The sequence below is a fragment of the Streptosporangium sp. NPDC003464 genome, from assembly GCF_053588315.1.
Window position 1 is genome coordinate 19,309 of the sequence record NZ_JBSFPS010000024.1, and the last position, 21,090, is coordinate 40,398.

The following is a 21,090-nucleotide window of genomic DNA, read 5'->3' on the forward strand; positions in this document are numbered from 1 at the left end:
ATTTCTCATGACCGCCTGCCTGGGGCATTTCTCATGAACGCCTGCCTGGAACGACGTGTCCGCCGGCCAGGTTTTCCCGGTGGCCGCTCACGGACGTGCGCGGGTCGCGCCCGGCCGGTGAGCCGCGATCACCTGATCGGCCGTGGCCGTCGCGTGCTGATGTACGCGGTGGCAGGCAGTCCGCACGTACACGCGAGGGATCGACGCCGGTGCCCAGCCGGCGGCTCAGCTTTCCCGGACCGCCGCCTCCGCCGGGGCGGGGAGCGTTCCGAGGTCGTGGGAGTAGAGCCAGCCGGTGGCCTTCTCGTGGAAGTGCCGGAAGAAGATCGGCATGATCAGGTCGTTGAGACGGCGGCCGATCGGTCCGGCGGTCTTGGCGTCTCGGTTGTCGCCGGCGGCCTTGACCATCCTGGCGACGCGCGCGCGCCGCCTCCGGGCGTACGTCTCCAGTCCGGCCGGGATCGTCGTGGCACCGGCAAGTGCCTGTGCGAGCACCAGCGCGTCCTCGATCGACATGGACGCGCCCTGCCCGGCGCCGACCGGGTGCCCGGCGTCGCCCACGAGCACGATGCGGTCGTTGTGCCACACCGGAACCTCGGCGAGCGTGTGCATGAGCGTCGGCCGGTGGATGGCCGTCGTCGCTCTGAGGATGGCCTGCGGTAGCTCCTCGGAGCGGTAGAGCCCGCTCAGCCGCTCCAGCCGTTCCGCGTCCCCGGTGTCGGCCGGTGCCGGCTGTTCGGGCGCGGCGACCTGCGCTGACCACCACAGGGAGCCGTCGGGGGTGGGTATATAGATGAAAGCGCCGTTTCGGGCGAAGACCATGTTGAACGTGCCCCGCTCGACCTCGATGCCCTCGGCGACGCCCGAGATGCTGTAAAGCCCCGCGTAGGTCGGCGTCGGGGCGGACGGGGCGAGGATTCCGCGGGTCGTGGACCAGATGCCGTCGGCGCCGACCAGCAGGTCGGCCGCCGCGACGCGCCCGCTTGCGAACTCGGCCCGTACACCGTCAGGGGTGGTGGCCGCGTCGGTCAGCCGCTCGCCGGTGACGATCCGGGCGCCCGACCGCAGGGCCGCCGCGCGGAGCGCCGCCACGAGGTCTCCGCGCATCAGCGTCACGCTGTTCAGCGCGTCGCCGGTGAGCCGGCCCCGGGGCACATCGCCCAGCAGCTTCCCGGAGCCGGCCCACATGCGCTGTCGCGGGACCTCGAAGCCGGCCCGCTGGATCTCTTCCAGGCAGGCGAGCCCGTCGAGCGCGCGCAGTCCGTTGGTGGCCAGGCTCAGGAAGGAGCCGACCCGCCCGGCGGGGTCCTCGTACGCCTCGTACACCGTGACCTCGGCGCCGATCCGCCGCAGCGCGATCGCGCTCGCGGCCCCCGCGACTCCCGCGCCGACGACAATCACCTTCATGCATGCTCCCTGAATCCAGTTTCACTGAATGTATATTCGGCGAACGCGGGTTCAGTATGATGTGGCCGTCGATGGACGTCAAGGGGAGTTCCAGTGGGAGTTCGGAAGGCGCGGGCGGCCGAGACCGAGGCGGCGCTCAAGGAAGCGGCCCGGCGGCTGTTCGTGGAGGACGGCTATCTCAACACCAAGATCACGGACATCACCCGTGCGGCGGGACGGGCCACCGGGTCGTTCTACGACCACTTCGCGAGCAAGGAAGAGCTGCTCAAGAGCCTGCTGGCCGACCTCGAAGCGGACTCGGACGCTGAGATCGAGCCGCATCCGCGCGACCACGACCTCACCGATCGAGCCCAGCTCCGCTGGCACGTCGCGATCATCTGGAAGCTGTTCCGCGAGCATCTGCCGGTCGTGGTGGCGATGTACCAGTCATCCGCCGCCGAGAAGCCGGGATCCGGCCACGCCTGGCAGAACCTCACGGCCGAGACCGAGACCCTCCGGGAGCATCTGGAGTTCCTGCGGGAGAAAGGGCATGCGCTGCCGGGCGATCCCACGCTGGTGGCGGCCGCGATGGGCGCGATGCTGTCGATGCTCGGCTACGCCGTGCTCACCGCGGGAGAGCACGCCCCGGCCTTCACCGACGACCAGATCATCGACACGCTCACCGAACTCCTCCTCAACGGCCTGACCGGCTGATCAGGGGGGTGAGGGGTGGCCCGTGCCCAGGCGGTCCGTTCCCATGGGCCCGCCTTCCCATGGGGCCGACGGCGCTACGGGACGGGCTCCGCGTCGCGGCGATTGGCGTAGACGCTGGTCAGCGTGACGGTGACCAGGACCGCGATGATGACCCCGAGCGAGAGCAGGATCGGGATCTCCGGAACCCACGGCCACAGGCCGTGTGCCCAGTGCAGGACCAGCTTGATCCCGATGAAGGCCAGGATGATGCCGAGCCCGTGGTTGAGGTGCCGCAGCTTCGCCAGGACGCCCAAGAGCACGAAGTAGAGCGCCCGCAGGCCCAGCAGGGCGAAGGCGTTGGTGGCGAAGACGATGAAGGGGTCCTCGGTCACGCCGTAAACCGCCGGTACCGAGTCGACGGCGAAGACGATGTCGGTGGCGAAGACGGCCACGATGGCCAGCGCCAGCGGGGTGAGGGCGCGGCGGCCGCCCTCGCGGACCACCAGGCGGGAGCCGCGGTAGTCGTCGGTGACCGGCATGAAGCGCCGCAACAGCCGGACCGTGCGCATGGAGGAGATGTCGACCGCCTGCTCCTCGCCGCGCAGCGCGTCCTTGAGGATCTTCCCGGCGGTGACGATCAGTACCCCGCCGAACAGCAGGAACGCCCACGTGCCGCTCTGCAGGACGGCCGCCCCGAGCGCGATGAAGATCGCGCGCAGGACCAGTGCCCCGATGATGCCGTACAGCAGGACCCGCTGGGCCAGCGCGGCCGGGACCGCGAAGGCCGACAGCAACAGCATGAACACGAACAGGTTGTCCACCGACAGCGATTTCTCCACCACGTAGCCGGTGAAGAACTCCACCGCCTGGGTGGATCCGAACGCCGTCCAGACATAGACGCCGAAGAGCACGGGCAGCGTGAGGTAGAAGACCGACCAGGCCACCGCCTCGCGCATCCGCACCTCGTGCGGGCGCCGGGTCAGCAGGAAGTCCAGGGCCAGCAGTACTACCAGGGCGGCGACCGTGATCGTCCACAGTTTCAGTGAACCGATCGTTTCGATATCAGCCGTCGGCAGACCTGCCTCGATGAACATGGAACCTCCTCGAACGTGCTTGGCCGTTCGAGGTCTCCTTCACCCATACCGCATGGGCGGCCGTCCGGGGACGCTTGAGCGTCCGTACTGACCGGATCGACGCTTGGGAAGTACTCCCCTCGCCATCCCAGGGTAGGTCAAACCAGGGCGTATCGTCTCCCCCCTCCGGCCGGCAGTCGGCATTTGACCAGGATCCGACCTGCGCCGATAGTGGAATCAACGCGGAGGGGAGTACCCGCCGCCCGACATCCCGACCGTCATCACGGCCCCTGGGCACAGGCGGGCCCGGCGGGGTGGCCCCTCGTCAGACGTGGGGTGTGGGGAGACCTTCGTCCTCGTAGCCACCTGTGCGTGGCAAGGCCGAGGGAGGGCTCCATGTCGGTCACGCTGCTTCTCGAAACGCTGCTGGGCGTCCTGCTGACGGTCTCCGCGGTCGTCACCGTCGCCGTCCTGTGGCCGGGGTCGACACGGCGCCGGCCATCGGTCCCCGTTCAGCCGCCTCCCCCGTGCCGTCCTTTGATGACCGCCGCAGGGCGCCGGGGCACCGCTCAGCGCGGACGCCGCCACCGGGGCTGAGGGCGCTCGCACCGCCCGGTCCGCCGCACGGCCACGCTCCAGCACGGCCACGCTCCAGCACGGTCGGGCGCTCCGGCACGGTCGGGCGCTCCGGTACGGCCGGGCGCTCCGGTACGGCCGGGCATGTCTCACCCCGTCGCGCCGCGGACGGCGGTCGCCCCCCAGATCGTGGCCAGCGCGGCATAGGCACTCAGCAGCGCGACGGTGACCCCCGTCCCGGCGGTGGCCGGCGACGCCGCCAGGACCAGCGACGTGACGATGGCGAGGGCCAGCAGGGCCGCCCAGCCGTACAGCACGGACCGTCCGCGCCGGGAGCCGGTGTGCGCCGCCTCCTGGACGGGGGTGACCAGCGCCATCACCGCGGCGCCGGCCGTGCCCACCGCCTCCAGCCCGGAGGCCACGCCTGACGCCAGCAGCAGCGCGCCCGCCACCGGCAGCACGCAGCAGAGCACCGCCACGCGCGCCTGCGCGCCCTCCAGCAGCAGCCGGGTGGCCCGGCCGCGGTGCAGGCGCAGCGTCGCCCACGACTCGGCGACCCACGCCGCCCAGTGCAGCACCGCGATGAGGACGAAAACCGCGATGAGCGGCGGCGCCATGGGCAGCAGCAGTGCCATGCGCCAGCCGCCGCGGAACCTGCCGCGCAGGCGGGTCAGCACGCGGTAGAGGGGGTTGCGGCGTTTGAGCGCCAGGACGAGCAGGTCCCTGGCGTGGTCGAAGGAGGGATCGAGCCGCAGCACTTCGCGGAAGGCCTCCGCCGCCCGCCCGGGGTCGCCGAAGGCCAGCTCCGCACGGCCGTACACCAGGTGCGCGGTGGCGCTCTCCGGATTCAGACGTACGGCCAGCGCCGCGGCCGGTCTGGCCTCCGCCGCGTCGCCGAGCATGACCAGGGCCACTGCCAGCAGGCTCACCAGGTCGGAGTCCTGCGGATCGATGCGCAGCCCCTGACGCGCCGCCTGCGCGGCCTCGGCCCACTGGTCGCTCTGCACGCGCACCCGGGCCAGCAGTTCCCAGGTGTTGGCGTGCTCGGGGGCCAGCGCCAGCGAGGCCTCGACGGCCGGCAGCGCCCGGTCGGGCCGGTGGGCGCGGTAGTACACCTTCCCGGCCGTGTAGTGCGTGAACCAGAAGTCCGGCGCCAGCCGTACCGCCTCGTCGGCCTCGGCGGCGGCCTCGGCCACCTCGCCCTGCTCGATCAGGGCGACGGCGAGCAGGGCGTGTGCGGTGGGGTGCTGCGGGTCGTGGGTGATCGCGCCGCGCAGCTCCCGCGCCGCCTCCACCGGGCGGCGCAGGTCGAGCAGGCTGCGCGCGCGTTCGAGCGTGGCCTGGACTGTCACCACTTGCGCTTGATCCACGGCATCAGCTCGTCCCAGGCGCCGGACTCGTTGGCGTGCAGCACGTAGTTGCGGGCGGTGGCCAGCCACTCGCGTACCGCGGTGGGCTTGACCTGCTGAGCCACCGCCAGCAGGTCGGGCGTCGACAGCGGGATCGGGCGGCCGGCGCTGATCGACTGCTGGAGCTTGGCCTCCACCGCGCGGTCGACCAGGCCCTTCAGGTCGGCGCCGGTGAAGTGGTCGGTGATCTTCGCCACCGCGTCGTAGTCCATCTCGGCCAGCGGCTTGTCGCGGCACAGGATGCGCAGGATGGCGGCGCGCGCGGCCGCGTCCGGCGGCGGCACGAACACGAGCTGGTCGAAGCGGCCAGGCCGGCGGAAGGCCACGTCGACGTACCAGGGCGCGTTCGTGGCCGCCAGCACCAGCACCCCCTCGTTGGCGCTGTCGTCCACGCCGTCGAGCTCGGCCAGGAACTGGTTGACCAGTTGCCGGCTGTGCGCCTGGCGCATGTCGGAGCGGCGGGCGGCCAGCGCGTCGACCTCGTCGAAGAACAACACGCACGGCCGGTTGCGGCGGGCCATCTCGAACACCGCGCGCAGGTTGCGCTCGCTGGAGCCGATGTACATGTCCAGGACGTCGGCCAGCCCGACGTTGACGAACGCCGCGCCGAGCTCACCGGCCGCCGCTCTGGCCAGGTGGGTCTTGCCCGCGCCCGGCGGGCCGTAGAGCAACACCCCGCCGCCGGCTCGCTTGCCGAACGCGGCGAACAGCTCCGGCTGCTGGACGGGGAGCAGGAGCTTGATCCGCAGCGCCTCCTTGACCGCCTCCATGCCCGCCACGTCGGCGAAGGTGAAGCGGGAGCGCTCGACCTCCGCGCTGGTCTCCGGAGGGAGGTTCGGCGGGGCCACCACGGGCTGCGGCGGCGGCGCCGCCAGCCGGGCGGCCAGGTCGGGGTCGGCGGCGGAGGGGTCGCGGGAGACCGCCTCGTGGTAGCGGTAGGCGGCGCCGGCCATGTCGCCCTCGCCCAGCAGCGCCCTGGCCGCGATCACGCCCATGCGCGGCGGGTAACCGGGCGTCGCCAGGTGTGACTCCAGGACCGACAGCGCGCTGCCGTACGAGCTCTGGCGGGTGAACGCCTCCGCCAGCCCGGCCGTGATGTCCGGATCCCGGGGTGCCAGCATGAGCGCGGCGCGATACTCCGCCTCCGCCTCGCCGAGGTAGCCCTTGGTGAGGAGCTGGTCGGCCAGATGCCGTCGCAGGGGAAGGTTGTCCGGAGAAAAGCGCGCCGCCTCGCGGAGCGCCTGCAGGCCGGCATCGTCGAGCACGGAGCTACATCCCTTCTGTCCGACTTCAGGGCGTCAAACTACCAGCCGCGGATGCCGGACCTTGATCCTCCACATGCCCCGGGCAGCGGCCCGGAGGGTGGTCAAGTGATCTCCCACACCAGGGCGACGCGGCTGCCCGGACTGCCGCTCGCCCTCTCCCGCGCGGCGGTGCCCGCGCCGGTCGGCGTGCGGTGAACGCCGGCAGGCGGCTGGATCAGAGATCTTCCGGGATGTCGGTCAGCTGGTTGAGCAGTGGTACGAGCTGCTCCTCCTCGTAGTCCAGGTGGGCCTCCACCGCCTGGGTGAGCCGGTCGAGCTCGGCCTCGATCATTGCCGGGTCGCCGGTGTCCACCAGGGCGCGGATCCTGGCCAGCATCCGCCCCACGGTCTGGTGCTCCTCGCGCAGCCGTGCCAGGGTGTCGGCCAGCTCGGGGTGCGTGCCGCCCAGGTGGGGGAAGAGTACGTCGTCCTCCCCGGTGTGGTGCGCGTGCAGGGCCTCGCAGAATGTCAGGCAGTGCTCCCGCAGGGTCGGCCCCGGGCTGGGAGCCGACCTGGACGTACGGCGCAGCTCCGCGAGGTCGCGGCGGAAGCCGTCGTGCAGCTTCACCAGCTCGTCGCCCCACGCGATGAGCCGTCCGCCGTCTCCCCGGACCGCGCCGTCCTCCCGGTTCATGCTGTCCTCCTGGACCGCGTCGTCCTCTCGCACCGCGTCGTGCTCCCGGTTCATGCCGTCTCCCTGGTTCATGCCGTCTCCTTCGTCAGGGCGATGTCCGGGACTCGGGCCAGAGCGCCGTGTACGTAGCTGGAAGCCGCCGAGATCGTGGCGGCGATCGCCGAGGCGCCGAAGCTCCACCCCGCCCCGGCGCTGGAGATCACGGCTGCGGTCACCACCCCCGCCAGGCTGCTGCCGAAGACTCTGACCAGCGCGTTCACGCCGCCGGCCGCCGCCGTCTTGGCGGGTTCGACGTGCTCGACGGCCATCGTGCCGAGTGCGGCGTACCCGAGTCCGATGCCCACCCCCAGTACGGCCGCGGCGCCGTACAGGTCGGACGGGGTGCCGTGCGAGACGCTCAGCCAGAGCGAGGCGGCGGCCACCAGCAGAGACCCGCTGCCGACCAGCGACGACGTCGTGAACCGGCGCATCAGCCGGCCGGCCAGCAGCGAGATCACCAGCATCAGCGCGGCCGTCGGCAGCAGGTACAGGCCCACCTGGAGCACCGAGGCGCCCAGCGATCCCTGTGCGACGGACGACAGCGTGGTGATCGCGGCGAACAGCGCGAACCCGAGCAGCAGCGAGGCCACCGTCGCGCCGACCGTCCCCCGGTGCAGGAGCATCGGGATCTCGATCAGCGGAGTGGCGGTACGGCGGGCCGACAGCACCCAGATGACGGCCACCACGGCGGCCGCCGCCAGCAGCCCGAGGGTGCTCGGCGAGGTCCAGCCCCAGGCCGCGCCCTTGTTGACGGCGAGCAGCAGGCAGACCAGCCAGGTGGCCACGAGCGCCGCGCCCGCCAGGTCGGGACGGCCGCCGGGCGCGGCGCGGGCGGGCTCGCGGACGAGGACGGCCACCAGTGCGAAGCTCGCCGCGCCGAGCCCGGCCAGGATCCAGAACAGCGCCTGGTAGCCGCCTCCGACCAGCCCGGCGAGGATCATGCCGCCGCCGCTGCCGACCCCCATCATGGCGCTCAGCACGCCGATGGCCGTGGGGAGCCGGTCGCGGGGTACGGCCTGCCTGGCGATGCCCATGGCCAGCGGCAGCAGGGGAGCGGCCAGGCCCTGCAGCACCCGGCCCGCGATGATCAGGGGAAGCGTGGTGGCGACGGCGCTGAGCAGCGCTCCGGCCACCAGCAGACCGAGCGCGGCGAGCGCGACGGGACGTCTGCCGTACAGGTCGCCCAGGCGCGACAGCAGCGGGATGGCGACGGCGCCCGACAGCAGTGCGGCGGTGAGGGTCCAGGAGACAAGGGGCAGCGGCGCGTGGAGCTGCCGTTGCAGCACCGGCAGCATCGGCACGACCGCCGTCATCTGGAGGGTGCCGACGGCCACGGCGAAAGCGAGCACGCCGACGGCCGTCCACGGGGACTTTTTATACATGTATATAAAGTAGCATGGCAGGATGCCGGCGCGTACGGGACGACCTCCCAAGATCTCCAGAGCGGACATCGTGTCCGCGGCCCACCGCATCATCGACGCGGAGGGCACGCAGGGCCTGACCATGCGCCGGCTGGCCCGCGAGGTGGGCGCCACGCCGATGGCCCTGTACCACCACGTGCATGACAAGGACGAACTGCTCCATCTGCTCCTCGACGAGTACGCCGCCGGCCTGCCCAGGCCCGAACTGCCCGATGACTCCCCCGCCGAGCGCGTCGTGGCCGCAGCCACGGCCATGCACGGCGCGCTCGTCGGCTGCCCGTGGATCGTCGAGGTGCTGAGAGCCGACGACCTGATGTCCGTCCGCGCGCTGTGGTACCCGGAAACGATCATCGATGCGGCCGTGCACGCCGGACTGTCCCCGGAGGCGGCCGTGGACGCCTACCGGATCATCTGGCACTACACGGCGGGCGAGATCACGGCGCGGGCGGCCGCGGCGCGCAGGCGCGAGGAGGACAGGCCGACCTACCGCAGCCAGGTGTTCGCCACCCTCGACCCCGCGGAGCTACCGCGCCTGGCGGTGCTGGGCGAGCGCTGGGAGGAGCTGACCGCCCGCGACACCTATGACAAGGGCGTGCGCGCGATCGTGGACGGCCTGCTGCGCCCCCACGCCGCGCCCACGGTGAGCGAAGGCGCCTGAGCGCAGGCTCGTGGGGCCGGCAGGTCCGTGGATGACGTGGAGGTGCGGAGCGGCCTGCCGTCGGTGGGCGGATGGGCGTGAGTCTCCGGCGGACGGGATCAAGTCCCCAGTAAGCGGATGGGCTTGAGTCTCCAGTAAGGGGAGACGCGAGGGTGGGGGAATGGACGGCGACACGCTCTACTCGATCGGTGACCTGGCCCGGCGGACCGGGCTGACGGTCAAGGCCATCCGGTTCTACTCCGACCGGGGGATCGTGCCGCCGGCCGACCGCAGTCCGGCCGGCTACCGCCGCTACGGCATCGACGCCGTCGCACGCCTGGACCTCGTGCGGACGCTGCGCGAACTGGGCCTGGACCTCCCCACGATCCGGAAGGTCGTGGACCGGGAGGTCTCGCTCCCCGAGGTCGCCGCGGCGCACGCCGGAGCACTGGCGGTGCAGATCCGGACGCTGCGTCTGCGGCGCGCGGTGCTGACGGTGGTGGCCAGGCGCGGATCCACCCCTGAGGAGATTGATCTCATGCACAAGCTGGCCAAGCTCTCCGAGGACGAGCGCCGACGTCTGATCGGCGACTTCCTCGACACCGCCTTCGGCGGCCTGGACGCCCCCGAGTTCACGGGGGTCAGGCGCTCGATGACCCCCGAACTGCCCGACGACCCCGAGGCCGGTCAGGTCGAGGCGTGGGTGGAACTGGCCGAACTGTCCCAGGACCCGGACTTCCGCGCCGGGGTGCGCCGCATGGTTGAGCACCTTGCGGCCGAGCGCGCCCAGGGCGACACCACGGTCCTGCGCCGAGACTCCGTCGCGATGGTCCGTGACCAGGTCGGCCCGGCCCTGGCGGCCGGCATCGACCCGGTCTCGCCGCAGGCCGATCCGGTGGTCGCGGCGGTCACGGCTCAATACGCGCACGTCTTCGACCGCCCCGACGACGCCGACCTCCGGCGCCGGCTGTTGACCCGGCTGGAGAGCGTGAACGACCCTCGCCGGGAGCTGTACCTCCGGTTGCTCGCGGTGGTCAACGGCTGGCCCGCCCCGGAGAGCCTGGCGCCGGCGCTCGACTGGTTCATCCAGGCCCTGCGTGCCCGGATACCGGGGTAGCGGGCCGGTCGGACCCGGCGCCGCCGGACCGGCCGGCGTCATGAGGGAAACCCGCTAATCAGATGAGGGTCTGAACGATACGCGGTGGTAGGCGGACAGGGCGAGCGCGCCGAGGACGCAGGCGGCGGCCACGACGCCCATCACCGCGGCGTAGCCGACGATCTGCGCCATCACCGCGGCGGTCAGCGGGGCGACGGCTTTGGCCACGGTGACGGGCAGGGCCAGAGCACCGCTGACGCTCGCGTAGGCGGCGGTGCCGTACCGGTCGGCCAGCAGCGCGGGACGGGCGATGGTCGCCACGCCGAACCCGAGACCGAACAGGACCACCGCGGTGACCGCCCCGGGGACGCTGCGCCCGACCAGCGGCAGGAGCGCCGCGGCCGCGCCCTGCAGGACGAAGATCGCCGCGGTGACCAGCGAGACCGGCCAGCGGCTCTGCAGGCCGGTGCTGACCAGGCGCCCGGTGACCGACAGCACCCCCAGCAGGCCGGCCACGCTCGCGGCGAAGACCGGCGGGTGACCGAGAACGGTCAGATAGGTCACCAGCAGCACCCCCAGCACGGCGACGGCTCCGGTGTGCGCGAGGAAGGCCGCGACCAGCAGCCAGAACGGCCGCTCGCCCAGGGCGCTCCGGACGGCCGCCTCCCGGCGGACGGCCGCGGGTTCCGTCCCGGCGCCCGCGGGTTCCGTCCTGGTGCTCGCGGGTTCCGCCTCGGTGGCGGTACGGCTGCGCGGCACCAGGGCGTGCAGCGGCACCGCGAGCAGCGCGTAGCCGAGGGCGAGGACCACCAGGGCGGTGCGCCAGCCGTACCGCTGGACCAGCAGGCCGGTGAGCGGCAGGAAGATCGTGGAGGCGAAACCCGCGACGATGGTCAGCACCAGCAGCGCGTTCGAGCGCCGCCTGGCGTCGGAGCAGGCCACGATCACCGCGAAGGCCGCCTCGTACAGCACCGCCGCGGAGGCGACCCCGATGACAGTGAAGATCAGATAGAGCTGGAGGAGGGTGGTCACCTGCGACCAGCCCAGCACCGCCAGCGCGCCGAGCGCCGATCCGGCCGTCATGAGGCCGCGGCCGCCGTGGCCGTCCAGCCACCGGCCGACCAGCGGGGCGGCCAGGCCCGAGACCAGCACCGCCGTGGTGAGCGCCCCGGCGACGGAGGCGGTCCCGGCGCCCAGGTCGCGGCCCATCGGGGTGATGAAGACCGAGAAGGCGTAGTAGAGCACGCCGTAGCCGGCGGTCTGGGTCACCGCCAGTGCGGCGACGACACGCCACCCGCGCCCGGGACGCGCTCGGCCGCCGTCCCCCGTCGCGGGGACGGCGGCCCCGGAGGGGGCGCTCATCCCAGGTCACCACGGCAGGCGACCGGCTCGCGGCGGTCCTCCTGCGATCCGTGGCGGCAGCCGGGGCGCGGCGGCTGCTTCTGGGCCGTGGTGGGACATCCCTCCGCCATGGGAGCTTCCTTCCGGTCGGTACGGCCCAGCCGCAGCAGCCGCCCCGCTGTCGACGGTCGCCGGCGGCGACGTGGCGGGCAGCCCGCCGCTGACGCCGGTGGCCGGTCCGATCCGCTGCTCCTGTGCCTCGGTCAGGGTGGAGGAACATACCCGGTCCCGGGCGGATCGAGCCGGCACCACGGGCGGCGGTGTCAGGGGCTGCGGGGCATGGACGTCGCCCTGCGCCGTCCGCGGCGGCTCCCGCCGAGCATCGCGAAGGTCTCGCCCACCCCGGGGACCGCGTCCGGTAGGCCCCCCGCCGCCCGCGCGGCACCGTGTCACCCCTTGTCGAGGGCCAGGTTGAGCTGGAGCACGTTGACCGCCGGCTCACCCATGAAGCCGAGCGCCCGGCCGGTGGTGTGCTCCTTGACGAGCCGCCTCACCCGCTCCACGGCGATCCCGCGCTCCCTGGCCACCCGAGGGGCCTGCAGCTCGGCGTAGGCGACCGAGATGTGCGGGTCGAGGCCGGAGCCGCCGGCGGTGACCGCGTCGGCGGGCACCACCGCCCTGGCGTCGCCGCGGACGGGGACGGTACGGCCGGCCGCGTAGTCCTCTCCGGGCCTGCCGCACTCGACGCCGACGCCCTGGTAGCGGGCGACGAAGGGCCGGGCGGGGCAGGCCTGGTTGACGCTGACCGCCCGGGTGACCGCGCCGACGGCGGGGAAGACCTTCAGCACCGCGCCGACCCCGTCGGGGGTGCAATACGGTCGGGCCCCGGAGACGCCCTCCAGCTCGCCGACTGCCCTGGACCGGGTGCAGACCTGGGTGAGCAGGCTCCGCCGCCCCTCGTCGGGCCGGCCCGCGGCGTTCTTGGCGCCAGGAACCGGCAGGACGTCCAGGACGTCCTCGGGGCCGAGGTTGCTCGCGGCGGTGGACAGCATGTCGTAGCCGTCGCCGGCCGCCGACGGTCGGCTCTGGAAGTATTTCTCGACGGGGTCGCCGTTCTTGTCGGTGAAGCTCTGGCCGACGATGGCGCTGCCCACGGTCCTGCCGTCGCGCTCGATCAGCGAGCCGTTGGCGTTCCGGTTGAGGACGGTCTGGGCGACACCGGTCACCAGCAGCGGGTAGGCCCCGCCGAGGAGCAGAGTCAGCACGATGACCGCGCGGAGGGCGGCGAGGTGCCGGCGGATCCAGCCTGGCAGACGTTCCATTACGACATCCCCGGAAGGAACTGGACGATGAGGTCGATGATCTTGATGCCGGCGAAGGGCGCGACGACGCCGCCCAGACCGTAGACGTAGAGGTTGCGGCTGAGCAGCTTGGAGGCGCTCGACGGCCGGTAGCGCACGCCGCGCAGGGCCAGCGGGATCAGCGCCACGATGATGATCGCGTTGAAGACGACCGCGGACAGGATCGCCGACTGCGGGCTGGCCAGGCGCATGACGTTCAGCGCGTCCAGCCCCGGGTAGACCGCGGCGAACATCGCGGGAATGATCGCGAAGTACTTGGCGATGTCGTTGGCGATCGAGAAGGTCGTCAAAGCCCCGCGGGTGATCAGCAGTTGCTTGCCGATCTCGACGATCTCGATGAGCTTGGTCGGGTTGGAGTCGAGGTCGACCATGTTGCCGGCCTCCTTGGCGGCCGATGTGCCGGTGTTCATCGCCACCCCGACGTCGGACTGCGCGAGCGCGGGCGCGTCGTTGGTGCCGTCACCGGTCATCGCGACCAGCCGGCCGCCTTCCTGTTCCTTCCTGATCAGGGCGAGCTTGTCCTCGGGCGTGGCCTCGGCGAGGAAGTCGTCCACCCCGGCCTCGTCGGCGATGGCCTTGGCGGTCAGCGGGTTGTCCCCGGTGATCATGACGGTGCGGATGCCCATCCGGCGCATCTCGTCGAACCGTTCGCGCATGCCCTCCTTGACGACGTCCTTGAGGTGGACGACGCCGAGCACGCGTCCCTTCTCCGCCACCACCAGCGGGGTGCCGCCGGAGCCGGAGATCCCGTCCACCAGGTGGCCCACCTCGTCCGTCGGATGGCCGCCGTGGTCGCGCACCCACTTCATCACCGCGGTCGCGGCGCCCTTGCGGACCTCGCGGCCGTCCAGGTTCACCCCCGACATGCGGGTCTGCGCCGTGAAGGGCACCCATTGGGCGTGCGCCAGCTCGCCCGGCTGGCGCTCGCGCAGGCCGTACGCCTGCTTGGCGAACACCACGATCGAGCGGCCCTCGGGCGTCTCGTCGGCCAGGCTGGACAGCTGCGCCGCCTCGGCCAGCTCGGCCTCGCTCACCCCGTCCACCGGGACGAACTCGGCCGCCTGCCGGTTGCCCAGCGTGATGGTGCCGGTCTTGTCCAGCAGCAGCGTGCTGACGTCACCCGCGGCCTCGACGGCGCGGCCGGACATGGCGAGCACGTTGCGCTGCACGAGCCGGTCCATGCCCGCGATGCCGATCGCCGACAGCAGCGCGCCGATCGTGGTCGGGATGAGGCAGACCAGCAGGGAGGCCAGCACGATGCCCGTGACGCCGTCTCCGGTGAGCGCGAGCGAGTCGGGCACGCCCGGGTTCGCCGCCTTGGCGTAGATCGCCAGCGGCTGCATGGTGACGGTGGCGACCAGGAAGATGACCGTCAGGGCGGCCAGCAGGATGTTGAGCGCGATCTCGTTCGGCGTCTTCTGCCGGTCGGCGCCCTCGACCAGGGCGATCATCCGGTCGATGAAGCTCTCGCCGGGCTTCTGGGTGATCCGCACGATGATGCGGTCGGACAGCACCCTGGTGCCGCCGGTCACCGCGGACCGGTCACCGCCCGACTCGCGGATGACGGGGGCGGACTCACCGGTGATGGCCGACTCGTCCACGGACGCGATGCCCTCGATCACGTCGCCGTCACCGGGAATGGTCTCTCCGGCCTCGACGATCACGTGGTCGCCCTGCCTCAGTTCGGGCGCCCCGACGACATCCCATCGGGAGTGGTCGTCCCGGTTCTTGAGGCGGCGGGCGGTGGTGTCGCGCTTGGCGGCGCGCAGCGTCGCCGCCTGCGCCTTGCCGCGGCCCTCGGCCACCGCCTCGGCCAGGTTGGCGAAGATCACCGTCAGCCAGAGCCACACCACGATGGCCCAGGCGAAGAACGACGGGTCGGCGACCGCGAGCACGGTGGTGAACAGCGCGCCGATCTCCACGATCAGCATGACCGGGTTACGCCAGAGCGTGACCGGGTTCAGCTTGACCAGCGCGTCGGGCAGCGACCTGACGAGCTGCCCCGGGTCGAGCAGACCGCCGCCGACCCTGCCGTGCTTCTTGGGTGCCGGATCCTTCTCCGGTGCTTCGACCGGACGGGTCGTCATTACAGGAGTCCTTCTGCGAGGGGCCCCAGCGCCAGCGCCGGGAGGAAGGTCAGGGCGACCAGGATGATCGTCACGCCGACGACCATGCCGACGAACTGCGGCCGGTGGGTCGGCAGCGTGCCCGCCGACTCGGGCACGGGTGTCTGCCCGGCCAGAGAGCCGGCCAGGGCGAGTACGAAGACGATCGGCAGGAACCGGCCGAAGACCATGCACAGGCCGAGTGCCACGTCGTACCACGGGGTGTTGACGGTGACCCCGCCGAAGGCCGAGCCGTTGTTGTTGGAGGCGCTGGTGAAGGCGTAGAGGATCTCGGAGAAACCGTGCGGCCCGCTGTTCAGCATGGCCGCCAGGCCCGCCTCGTTGCCCATCGCGACGGCCGTGCCGACCAGCACCAGGACGGGGGTGACCAGGAAGTACAGCGAGGCCAGCTTGATCTCGCGGGCGCCGATCCGCTTGCCGAGGTACTCCGGGGTCCGGCCGACCATGAGTCCGGCGACGAACACGGTGATCGTGGCCAGGACGAGCATGCCGTACAGGCCGGCGCCGACGCCGCCGGGGGCGACCTCGCCCAGCATCATGTTGAACAGCGTCATCATGCCGCCGAACGGGGTGTAGGAGTCGTGGAAGGAGTTCACGGCGCCGGTGCTGGTGAGCGTGGTCGAGGCGGCGAAGGTGGCCGAGTTGGCGACGCCGAAGCGGACCTCCTTGCCCTCCATGGCCGCGCCGACCGCCTGCGGGACGGTGGCCGCGCCCTGCAGCTCGAAGACGTTGGTGAGCGTGACGCTGACGACGGCGATCGTGGCCATCACGGCGAGGATCGCGTAGCCCTGGCGGACCTGGCCGACCATCCTGCCGAAGGTGCGGGTCAGGCTGAACGGGATGACCAGGATCAGGAAGATCTCGAACCAGTTCGTCCACGCCGTGGCGTTCTCGAACGGGTGGGCCGAGTTGGTGTTGTAGAAGCCGCCGCCGTTGGTGCCCAGCTCCTTGATGACCTCCTGGCTGGCCACGGGGCCGCCGGTGATCGACTGCGTGCCGCCGGTGAGCGTGGTCACCTCGTGCAGACCGGAGAAGTTCTGCACCAGGCCGCCGGCCACCAGCACCAGCGCGCCGACGAACGCGATCGGCAGCAGGATCCGGAGCGAGCCGCGGACCAGGTCCACCCAGAAGTTGCCGATGGTGTCGGAGCCCCTGCGGGCGAACCCGCGCACCAGCGCGATCGCCACCGCCATGCCGACCGCCACGGACACGAAGTTCTGCACGGCCAGGGCGCCCATCTGGGTCAGGTAACCCATGGTGCTCTCGCCGGAATAGGCCTGCCAGTTGGTGTTGGTGACGAAGCTGATCGCGGTGTTCCACGCGATGTGGTCGGGGACCGGTCCGAAACCGAGGCTCAGGAAGAGCCTGTCCTGCAGGCGCTGCATCCCGTACACCGACAGGACCGAGACGACCGAGAAGGCCAGCAGGTTGCGCGCGTAGGCGCCCCACCGCTGCTCGGCGTCGGCCCGGACGCCGAGCAGGCGGTAGACGGAGCGCTCCACCACGGTGTGCCTGGTGCTCGTGTAAGTCCGGTACATGTAGTCGCCCAGCGGCTTATGTACCAAGGCCAGGGCGGCGATCAGAGAGACGACGAAGACGGCCCCGGCCGTGGCCGTGCTCATCTAGAAACGCTCCGGGAAGAGCAGGGCCGCGACCATGAAGATCACCAGGCCGACGGCCACTGCGAGACCGGTGGCGTTGATCGCGCTCACAGGCGCTCCACCGCCTTCACGACAAGCCCGAAGATCACGAAGATCGCGATCGTCAGGGCGACGAAGATGACGTCAGCCATCCCCACTCCTCAAGTCCGGACGTTGCTTCACGGCCAAGTGGCCACATAGAGAGCAAACCGGGCTATTTGTGGGACTTTGCCGTTCTTGACGGCTTTCATACGCCGTGCGGTTGAGTTTTGACGTGATCCCTACGGCATGCCCTCGGCGGGATCCATCCGGTGACCGTGGGCGGGTCTCCTGGCCGGGGTTGACTTGAAGTCCAGTTCAAGTTTCAGGATGGGGGGCGACCAAGGAGGAGACCATGATTCTGGTTATCGGAGCGACCGGTAACGTCGGCCGCAACATCGTGTCCCAGCTGCTGGAGTCCGGCGCCGCGGTGCGCGCGCTGGTCCGCGACCCCGGTGCCGCCCGGCTGCCGGAGGGCGTCGAGGCGGTGCGCGGCGACCTGACCCGGCCGGAGACGGTGGAGGCGGCCCTGGACGGGGTCGAGTCGGTGTTCCTGCTCTGGCCCGGGTTCGCGGCCGAGCAGGCCGCGCCGGTCGTGGAGCTGATCGCCAAGTACGCGCGCCGCGTCGTCTACCTGTCGGCGATGAACCCGGAGGGCACCTTCCACGGGGGGTTGGAGGCGCTGATCAGGGAGTCCGGGCTGGAATGGACGTTCCTGCGGCCCGGCGGGTTCGCCGTCAACACGCTGATGTGGGCAGAGCAGATCCGCGAGGGCGTCGTGCGCTGGCCGTACGCGCGGGCCGGGCGGTCGCTCATCCACGAGCGGGACATCGCCGCGGTCGCCGCGGTCGTGCTGACCGGCGACGGGCACGCCGGGAAGATCTACGACCTCACCGGGCCGTCGGTGGTGACCCAGGCCGAGCAGGTCCGCATCATCGGGGAGGCGGCCGGCCGCCCGGCACGCTACGAGGAGCTGCCCAGGGAGGTCGCGCGCGAGCAACTGCTCGCCGCCTGGGGCGAGGCCACCTTCGTCGACGGCGCGCTCGACCACTGGGCGCGGATCGTGGCCGAGCCGGAGCCGGTCACCCACACGGTCGAGGAACTGACCGGCGTCCCCGCCCGCACCTTCCACCAGTGGGCGGCCGACCACGCCGCCGACTTCCGCTGAGCCCCCTTCCACTCCGTACGGCGGGCCGCTCCGGGCGGCGGGCGTCCCTGGGCATCCCTGTAGGGGCGTGCCACCGAGGACAGGCGTCCCGGACCCGTACGGCGGGCCGCTCCGAGTCCGTACGGCGGGGCATCCCGGGGGCCGGGTGGCACGGGCGCGGGGCCGGTCTCCGGCCCGTCGGCCTGGTCCGGCCGCCGGTCAGCTGGTGAACTGGTGGCGAAGGGGGAGGACGCCATGCCGGAGACCCAGGTCAACCACCCGATCTTCGCCCGGTGCTACGCCCGCGTCAGCCCGGTGGTGGAGCGCCACGGCCTGGCCGCCCGCCGGCAGACGTTGCTGGCCGGGCTGTCGGGCCAGGTGATCGAGGTGGGTGCCGGGAACGGGTTGACCTTCGCCCACTACCCGCCCACCGTCGCCCGGGTGCTCGCGGTGGAGCCCGAACCGCGGCTGCGCCGGCTCGCGCGGGCGGCCGCCCGCGCGGCCCCGGTCCCGGTCGAGGTGGTCGGCGGCCTCGCCGACCGCCTTCCGGGCGGAGACCGGACCTTCGACGCCGCGGTGGTGTCGATGGTGCTCTGCTCGGTGCCGGATCCCGACTCGGCGTTGCGGGAGATCCGCCGGGTGCTCAAGCCCGGCGGCCAACTACGCTTCCTGGAGCACGTCCGGGCCGACTCGGCCGGCCTGGTCCGGACGCAGCGGCTGCTGGACGCCACCGTGTGGCCGCGCCTGGCCGGCGGCTGTCACACCGGCCGTGACAGTGCTGCGGCGATCGAGCGCGCCGGGTTCGTCATGGAGCGGCTGGAGCGCTTCCTGCTCCCCGAGGTCCGCACCCCGGTCTCCTTCTTCATCCTCGGTGTGGCGTCACGCCCGCCGGCCGCCGGCCCTCGGTAGGCCGTGCGCGGCGGCCCGGGGGACGTCAGCGGTGGTAGGCGTGGACCACCGCGTGTCCCTTGCCCTTGCCGATGATCCACTTGTTGATCGGGGTGGTGACGAGGAAGGCCACCGGCAGGGAGAACGCGAGAGCGCCCCAGAACAGGACCGAGGTGAGGCCGGCGTCCATGGCGCCGGGCACCACCATTGTCACTCCGTTGTCGACGATCTCCATTGAGACGCCTCGCCGGCCGGCTGGTACCGCCGAGGGGGGGCACCGGGCCCGAGCGCGCGTGCACCCGGGCCCCGGCCTGGCGTAAGGCCCTGTCAGAGCCTGTCGAGGATTTTCTGCAGCTGCCCGATCTCGGCCTCCTGCGCGGTCACGATCTCCCCGGCGAGCGCCTTGGCCTCGGGGGCGGCCCCCTGGGCCTGCTCGGTCCGGGCCATCTCGACCGCCCCCTTGTGGTGGGCGATCATCAGTTCGGCGAACATCCGGTCGAACTCCGCCCCCTTCGCCTTCTGGAGCTTGGCCATGTCCTCCGCGGTCATCATGCCGGGCATGTCATGCCCGCCGTGGCCGCCCTCCGGGGTGGCGGGCTTACCCCAGGCCGACAGCCAGCCGGTCATGGTGGCGATCTCCGGGTCCTGGGCGGCCTTGATCTCCGCGGCGAGTGCCTTGACCTCGGGATCGGTGGCCCGCTTCTCGGCGAGCTCGGCCATCTCCACCGCCTGCTCGTGATGCGGGATCATCATCTGCGCGAAGGTGACGTCGGCCTCGTTGAAGGAGGTCGACGGACGCGGGCTCGCGGTGGCGGCGGCCGGAGCGCCGCTGGGCGCGCCGGTGCCCGCCGCCGTGGACGAGGTTCCCCCGCCGCAGGCGGTCAGCAGCACGAGCAGGCCGGCTCCGGCGGCGGCGAGCGCGAGCCTGCGGCCGGCGGGTCGGTCGGCGGGTCGGTCGGTGAACGTCATGTGCTTGTCTCTTCCGGTTCGGTGTTATCTGCCTGGCGACCGTTGGCGGGCGGGTCTCGGGGACTGTCCGCCGAAGCGATCGGCCTATATGCGCAGGACCGAGAGACGTGCCAGGCGCAGTGCCGTCCTGTCGGGCGGCGGCCTCGCGACAGGCGGCGACGACGGGTGCGCGGTGGCCGCGGCCTGCGAGGCCCGCCGTCGCACCCGCGCCGCGCCGAGGGACACGGCGACGAGCGCGGTCAGTACGGCCAGGCAGACCGAGGACGGGTCGGGCCCGGGAAGATCGTCGCCCGTGCCGGACATCCGTCGCCCGCCCGCCGCCTCCGTCGCGGGCGAGGACACCTCAGTCGCGGGCGAGGACATGAGAGCGGACTCGGCCTCTGACAGCGATGGGGGCGAGGGGACCGGCGCGAGATCCCGCCGATGCATGACCTCGCCGTGTCCAGCCGTGACCGACGGGCTGCCGTGCTCCAGATGGCCGAGGGTGTGCATCCCGGCGACACCCAGGACGAGCGCGAGGAGCAGCAGCCGGCGAGACCGCCACGACGGGCGCCTCCTGGCCGAGCCGTCCATCCTCGCCTCCGTGCACGCGGGGTCAGGCCGCTGTGACACGGCAACCTACGATCTACAATAGTAGAGTATCGGAGGAGGTCATCCCGGTGCGGACGGCATGACCAAGGGCGGTTTTGAGCTACCGCCGTCGTAGTGGGCGCACTCCGGGCACGGCGGATATGAGACCCGTAGTGGGCATGCGGGCCGCCGGGTGCGGGCGACGGGCCGTGGAGCACGGACGGGACAATGGCACGGTGAAAGTAGTGGTCCTCGCCGACACCCACGCGCCGCGGCGCTGGAAGTCCTGCCCACCGAGGGTGGCCGAGCATCTCCGCGGCGCTGACCTGATCCTGCACGCCGGTGACGTCTGCACCGCCGATGTGCTCGACGAGCTCGCCGCCTACGCGCCGGTCCACGTCGTCAAGGGCAACAATGACGGACCCGACATAGCGGCTCCCGAGACGCTCGAACTCGATCTCGGCGGGCTGCGGGTGGCGATGATCCACGACAGCGGCGCGGCACGGGGACGGCTCGCCCGGATGCGCCGCCGGTTCCCCTCGGCCGACCTGGTGGTCTTCGGCCACTCCCACATCCCGCTGGACGAGAGCGACGCCGGACTGCGCATCTTCAACCCCGGGTCGCCGACCGACCGGCGCCGCCAGCCCCACGGCACCCTGGGGCTGCTCCGCGTCGAGGACGGTGTCCTCGCCGAGGCCGTGATCACCCCGGTCACCTGACCGGCCGGTCCTGTGCCCCTCC

The 21,090-nt window shown here is 72.0% G+C and carries 21 protein-coding genes; 7 read left to right on the top strand and 14 right to left on the bottom strand.

All coding sequences use genetic code 11. The features are described 5' to 3' along the window. Positions 1-225: 225 nt before the first annotated feature. Positions 226-1,407, bottom strand: a complete 1,182-nt coding sequence (locus ACWDS7_RS08165; RefSeq protein ID WP_451928651.1) for an FAD-dependent monooxygenase — start codon at positions 1,405-1,407, stop codon at positions 226-228. Positions 1,408-1,500: 93 nt separating this feature from the next. On the opposite strand from ACWDS7_RS08165, the gene ACWDS7_RS08170 reads away from it, so the two are divergent. Next, positions 1,501-2,100 carry a TetR/AcrR family transcriptional regulator gene (locus ACWDS7_RS08170; RefSeq protein ID WP_306861648.1) on the top strand — a complete coding sequence of 200 codons (600 nt, stop codon included), beginning with the start codon at positions 1,501-1,503 and terminating at the stop codon, positions 2,098-2,100. 74 nt (positions 2,101-2,174) lie between these two features. Here ACWDS7_RS08170 and ACWDS7_RS08175 read toward each other — a convergent pair whose 3' ends face one another. Beyond that, complete coding sequence (locus ACWDS7_RS08175; RefSeq protein WP_306861649.1) at positions 2,175-3,173, bottom strand: TerC/Alx family metal homeostasis membrane protein; 999 nt, start codon at positions 3,171-3,173, stop codon at positions 2,175-2,177. Between the two features lie 375 nt (positions 3,174-3,548). On the opposite strand from ACWDS7_RS08175, the gene ACWDS7_RS08180 reads away from it, so the two are divergent. Further along, a complete protein-coding gene (locus tag ACWDS7_RS08180) occupies positions 3,549-3,749 on the top strand; it encodes a hypothetical protein (protein ID WP_451928652.1) in 201 nt (66 codons plus the stop codon). A 128-nt stretch (positions 3,750-3,877) separates the two neighbouring features. Here the strand turns inward: ACWDS7_RS08180 and ACWDS7_RS08185 are convergent, their stop codons facing one another. The 4 genes from ACWDS7_RS08185 to ACWDS7_RS08200 all read right to left on the bottom strand — a co-directional run bounded on the left by ACWDS7_RS08185 (position 3,878) and on the right by ACWDS7_RS08200 (position 8,496). Further along, positions 3,878-5,083, bottom strand: coding sequence for a tetratricopeptide repeat protein (locus ACWDS7_RS08185; RefSeq protein WP_451928653.1), 1,206 nt, complete (start codon positions 5,081-5,083; stop codon positions 3,878-3,880). Continuing rightward, positions 5,077-6,402, bottom strand: coding sequence for an AAA family ATPase (locus ACWDS7_RS08190; protein ID WP_451928654.1), 1,326 nt, complete (start codon positions 6,400-6,402; stop codon positions 5,077-5,079). Before ACWDS7_RS08190 ends, ACWDS7_RS08185 begins: the two co-directional genes overlap by 7 nt. Positions 6,403-6,616: 214 nt before the next feature. After that, a complete protein-coding gene (locus ACWDS7_RS08195; RefSeq protein ID WP_451928655.1) occupies positions 6,617-7,147 on the bottom strand; it encodes a hemerythrin domain-containing protein in 531 nt (176 codons plus the stop codon). Beyond that, positions 7,144-8,496, bottom strand: coding sequence for an MFS transporter (locus tag ACWDS7_RS08200; RefSeq protein ID WP_451928656.1), 1,353 nt, complete (start codon positions 8,494-8,496; stop codon positions 7,144-7,146). The genes ACWDS7_RS08195 and ACWDS7_RS08200 overlap by 4 nt, the downstream gene beginning before the upstream one ends. Positions 8,497-8,518: 22 nt before the next feature. On the opposite strand from ACWDS7_RS08200, the gene ACWDS7_RS08205 reads away from it, so the two are divergent. Together ACWDS7_RS08205 and ACWDS7_RS08210 are read left to right on the top strand one after the other, a co-directional pair. Beyond that, a complete protein-coding gene (locus ACWDS7_RS08205; RefSeq protein WP_451928657.1) occupies positions 8,519-9,193 on the top strand; it encodes a TetR/AcrR family transcriptional regulator in 675 nt (224 codons plus the stop codon). 160 nt (positions 9,194-9,353) lie between these two features. Then, a complete protein-coding gene (locus ACWDS7_RS08210) occupies positions 9,354-10,289 on the top strand; it encodes a MerR family transcriptional regulator (protein WP_451928658.1) in 936 nt (311 codons plus the stop codon). Between the two features lie 54 nt (positions 10,290-10,343). Here ACWDS7_RS08210 and ACWDS7_RS08215 read toward each other — a convergent pair whose 3' ends face one another. The 5 genes from ACWDS7_RS08215 to kdpF form a co-directional block, all read right to left on the bottom strand. Then, on the bottom strand, positions 10,344-11,630 hold the full coding sequence (locus ACWDS7_RS08215) for an MFS transporter (protein ID WP_451928659.1): 1,287 nt from the start codon (positions 11,628-11,630) through the stop codon (positions 10,344-10,346). A gap of 428 nt (positions 11,631-12,058) precedes the next feature. After that, positions 12,059-12,931 carry a potassium-transporting ATPase subunit C gene (locus ACWDS7_RS08220; RefSeq protein ID WP_451928660.1) on the bottom strand — a complete coding sequence of 291 codons (873 nt, stop codon included), beginning with the start codon at positions 12,929-12,931 and terminating at the stop codon, positions 12,059-12,061. Continuing rightward, positions 12,931-15,057: a potassium-transporting ATPase subunit KdpB gene (kdpB, locus tag ACWDS7_RS08225; RefSeq protein WP_451928661.1), complete on the bottom strand. Its 2,127-nt coding sequence runs from the start codon at positions 15,055-15,057 to the stop codon at positions 12,931-12,933. Before kdpB ends, ACWDS7_RS08220 begins: the two co-directional genes overlap by 1 nt. Then, the gene (kdpA, locus tag ACWDS7_RS08230) at positions 15,057-16,718 is read right to left on the bottom strand and encodes a potassium-transporting ATPase subunit KdpA (RefSeq protein ID WP_451928662.1); all 1,662 of its coding nucleotides are present in this window, start codon (positions 16,716-16,718) and stop codon (positions 15,057-15,059) included. The genes kdpB and kdpA overlap by 1 nt, the downstream gene beginning before the upstream one ends. Beyond that, complete coding sequence (kdpF, locus tag ACWDS7_RS08235; RefSeq protein ID WP_306861668.1) at positions 16,719-16,808, bottom strand: K(+)-transporting ATPase subunit F; 90 nt, start codon at positions 16,806-16,808, stop codon at positions 16,719-16,721. It abuts the gene before it with no gap. 322 nt (positions 16,809-17,130) lie between these two features. On the opposite strand from kdpF, the gene ACWDS7_RS08240 reads away from it, so the two are divergent. Both ACWDS7_RS08240 and ACWDS7_RS08245 read left to right on the top strand, forming a co-directional pair. Beyond that, on the top strand, positions 17,131-17,943 hold the full coding sequence (locus ACWDS7_RS08240; RefSeq protein WP_451928663.1) for an NAD(P)H-binding protein: 813 nt from the start codon (positions 17,131-17,133) through the stop codon (positions 17,941-17,943). 234 nt (positions 17,944-18,177) lie between these two features. Next, positions 18,178-18,831 carry a class I SAM-dependent methyltransferase gene (locus ACWDS7_RS08245; RefSeq protein WP_451928664.1) on the top strand — a complete coding sequence of 218 codons (654 nt, stop codon included), beginning with the start codon at positions 18,178-18,180 and terminating at the stop codon, positions 18,829-18,831. A gap of 25 nt (positions 18,832-18,856) precedes the next feature. On the opposite strand, the gene ACWDS7_RS08250 is transcribed toward ACWDS7_RS08245, so the two are convergent. The 3 genes from ACWDS7_RS08250 to ACWDS7_RS08260 all read right to left on the bottom strand — a co-directional run bounded on the left by ACWDS7_RS08250 (position 18,857) and on the right by ACWDS7_RS08260 (position 20,391). Beyond that, a complete protein-coding gene (locus ACWDS7_RS08250; protein WP_451928665.1) occupies positions 18,857-19,045 on the bottom strand; it encodes a DUF4396 domain-containing protein in 189 nt (62 codons plus the stop codon). A 92-nt stretch (positions 19,046-19,137) separates the two neighbouring features. Beyond that, positions 19,138-19,779, bottom strand: a complete 642-nt coding sequence (locus ACWDS7_RS08255) for a DUF305 domain-containing protein (protein ID WP_451928666.1) — start codon at positions 19,777-19,779, stop codon at positions 19,138-19,140. A gap of 84 nt (positions 19,780-19,863) precedes the next feature. Further along, on the bottom strand, positions 19,864-20,391 hold the full coding sequence (locus ACWDS7_RS08260; protein WP_451928667.1) for a hypothetical protein: 528 nt from the start codon (positions 20,389-20,391) through the stop codon (positions 19,864-19,866). A 194-nt stretch (positions 20,392-20,585) separates the two neighbouring features. Between ACWDS7_RS08260 and ACWDS7_RS08265 the strand changes: the two genes are divergently transcribed. Continuing rightward, a complete protein-coding gene (locus ACWDS7_RS08265; RefSeq protein WP_306861674.1) occupies positions 20,586-21,068 on the top strand; it encodes a metallophosphoesterase family protein in 483 nt (160 codons plus the stop codon). The last annotated feature ends 22 nt before the right edge of the window (positions 21,069-21,090 follow it).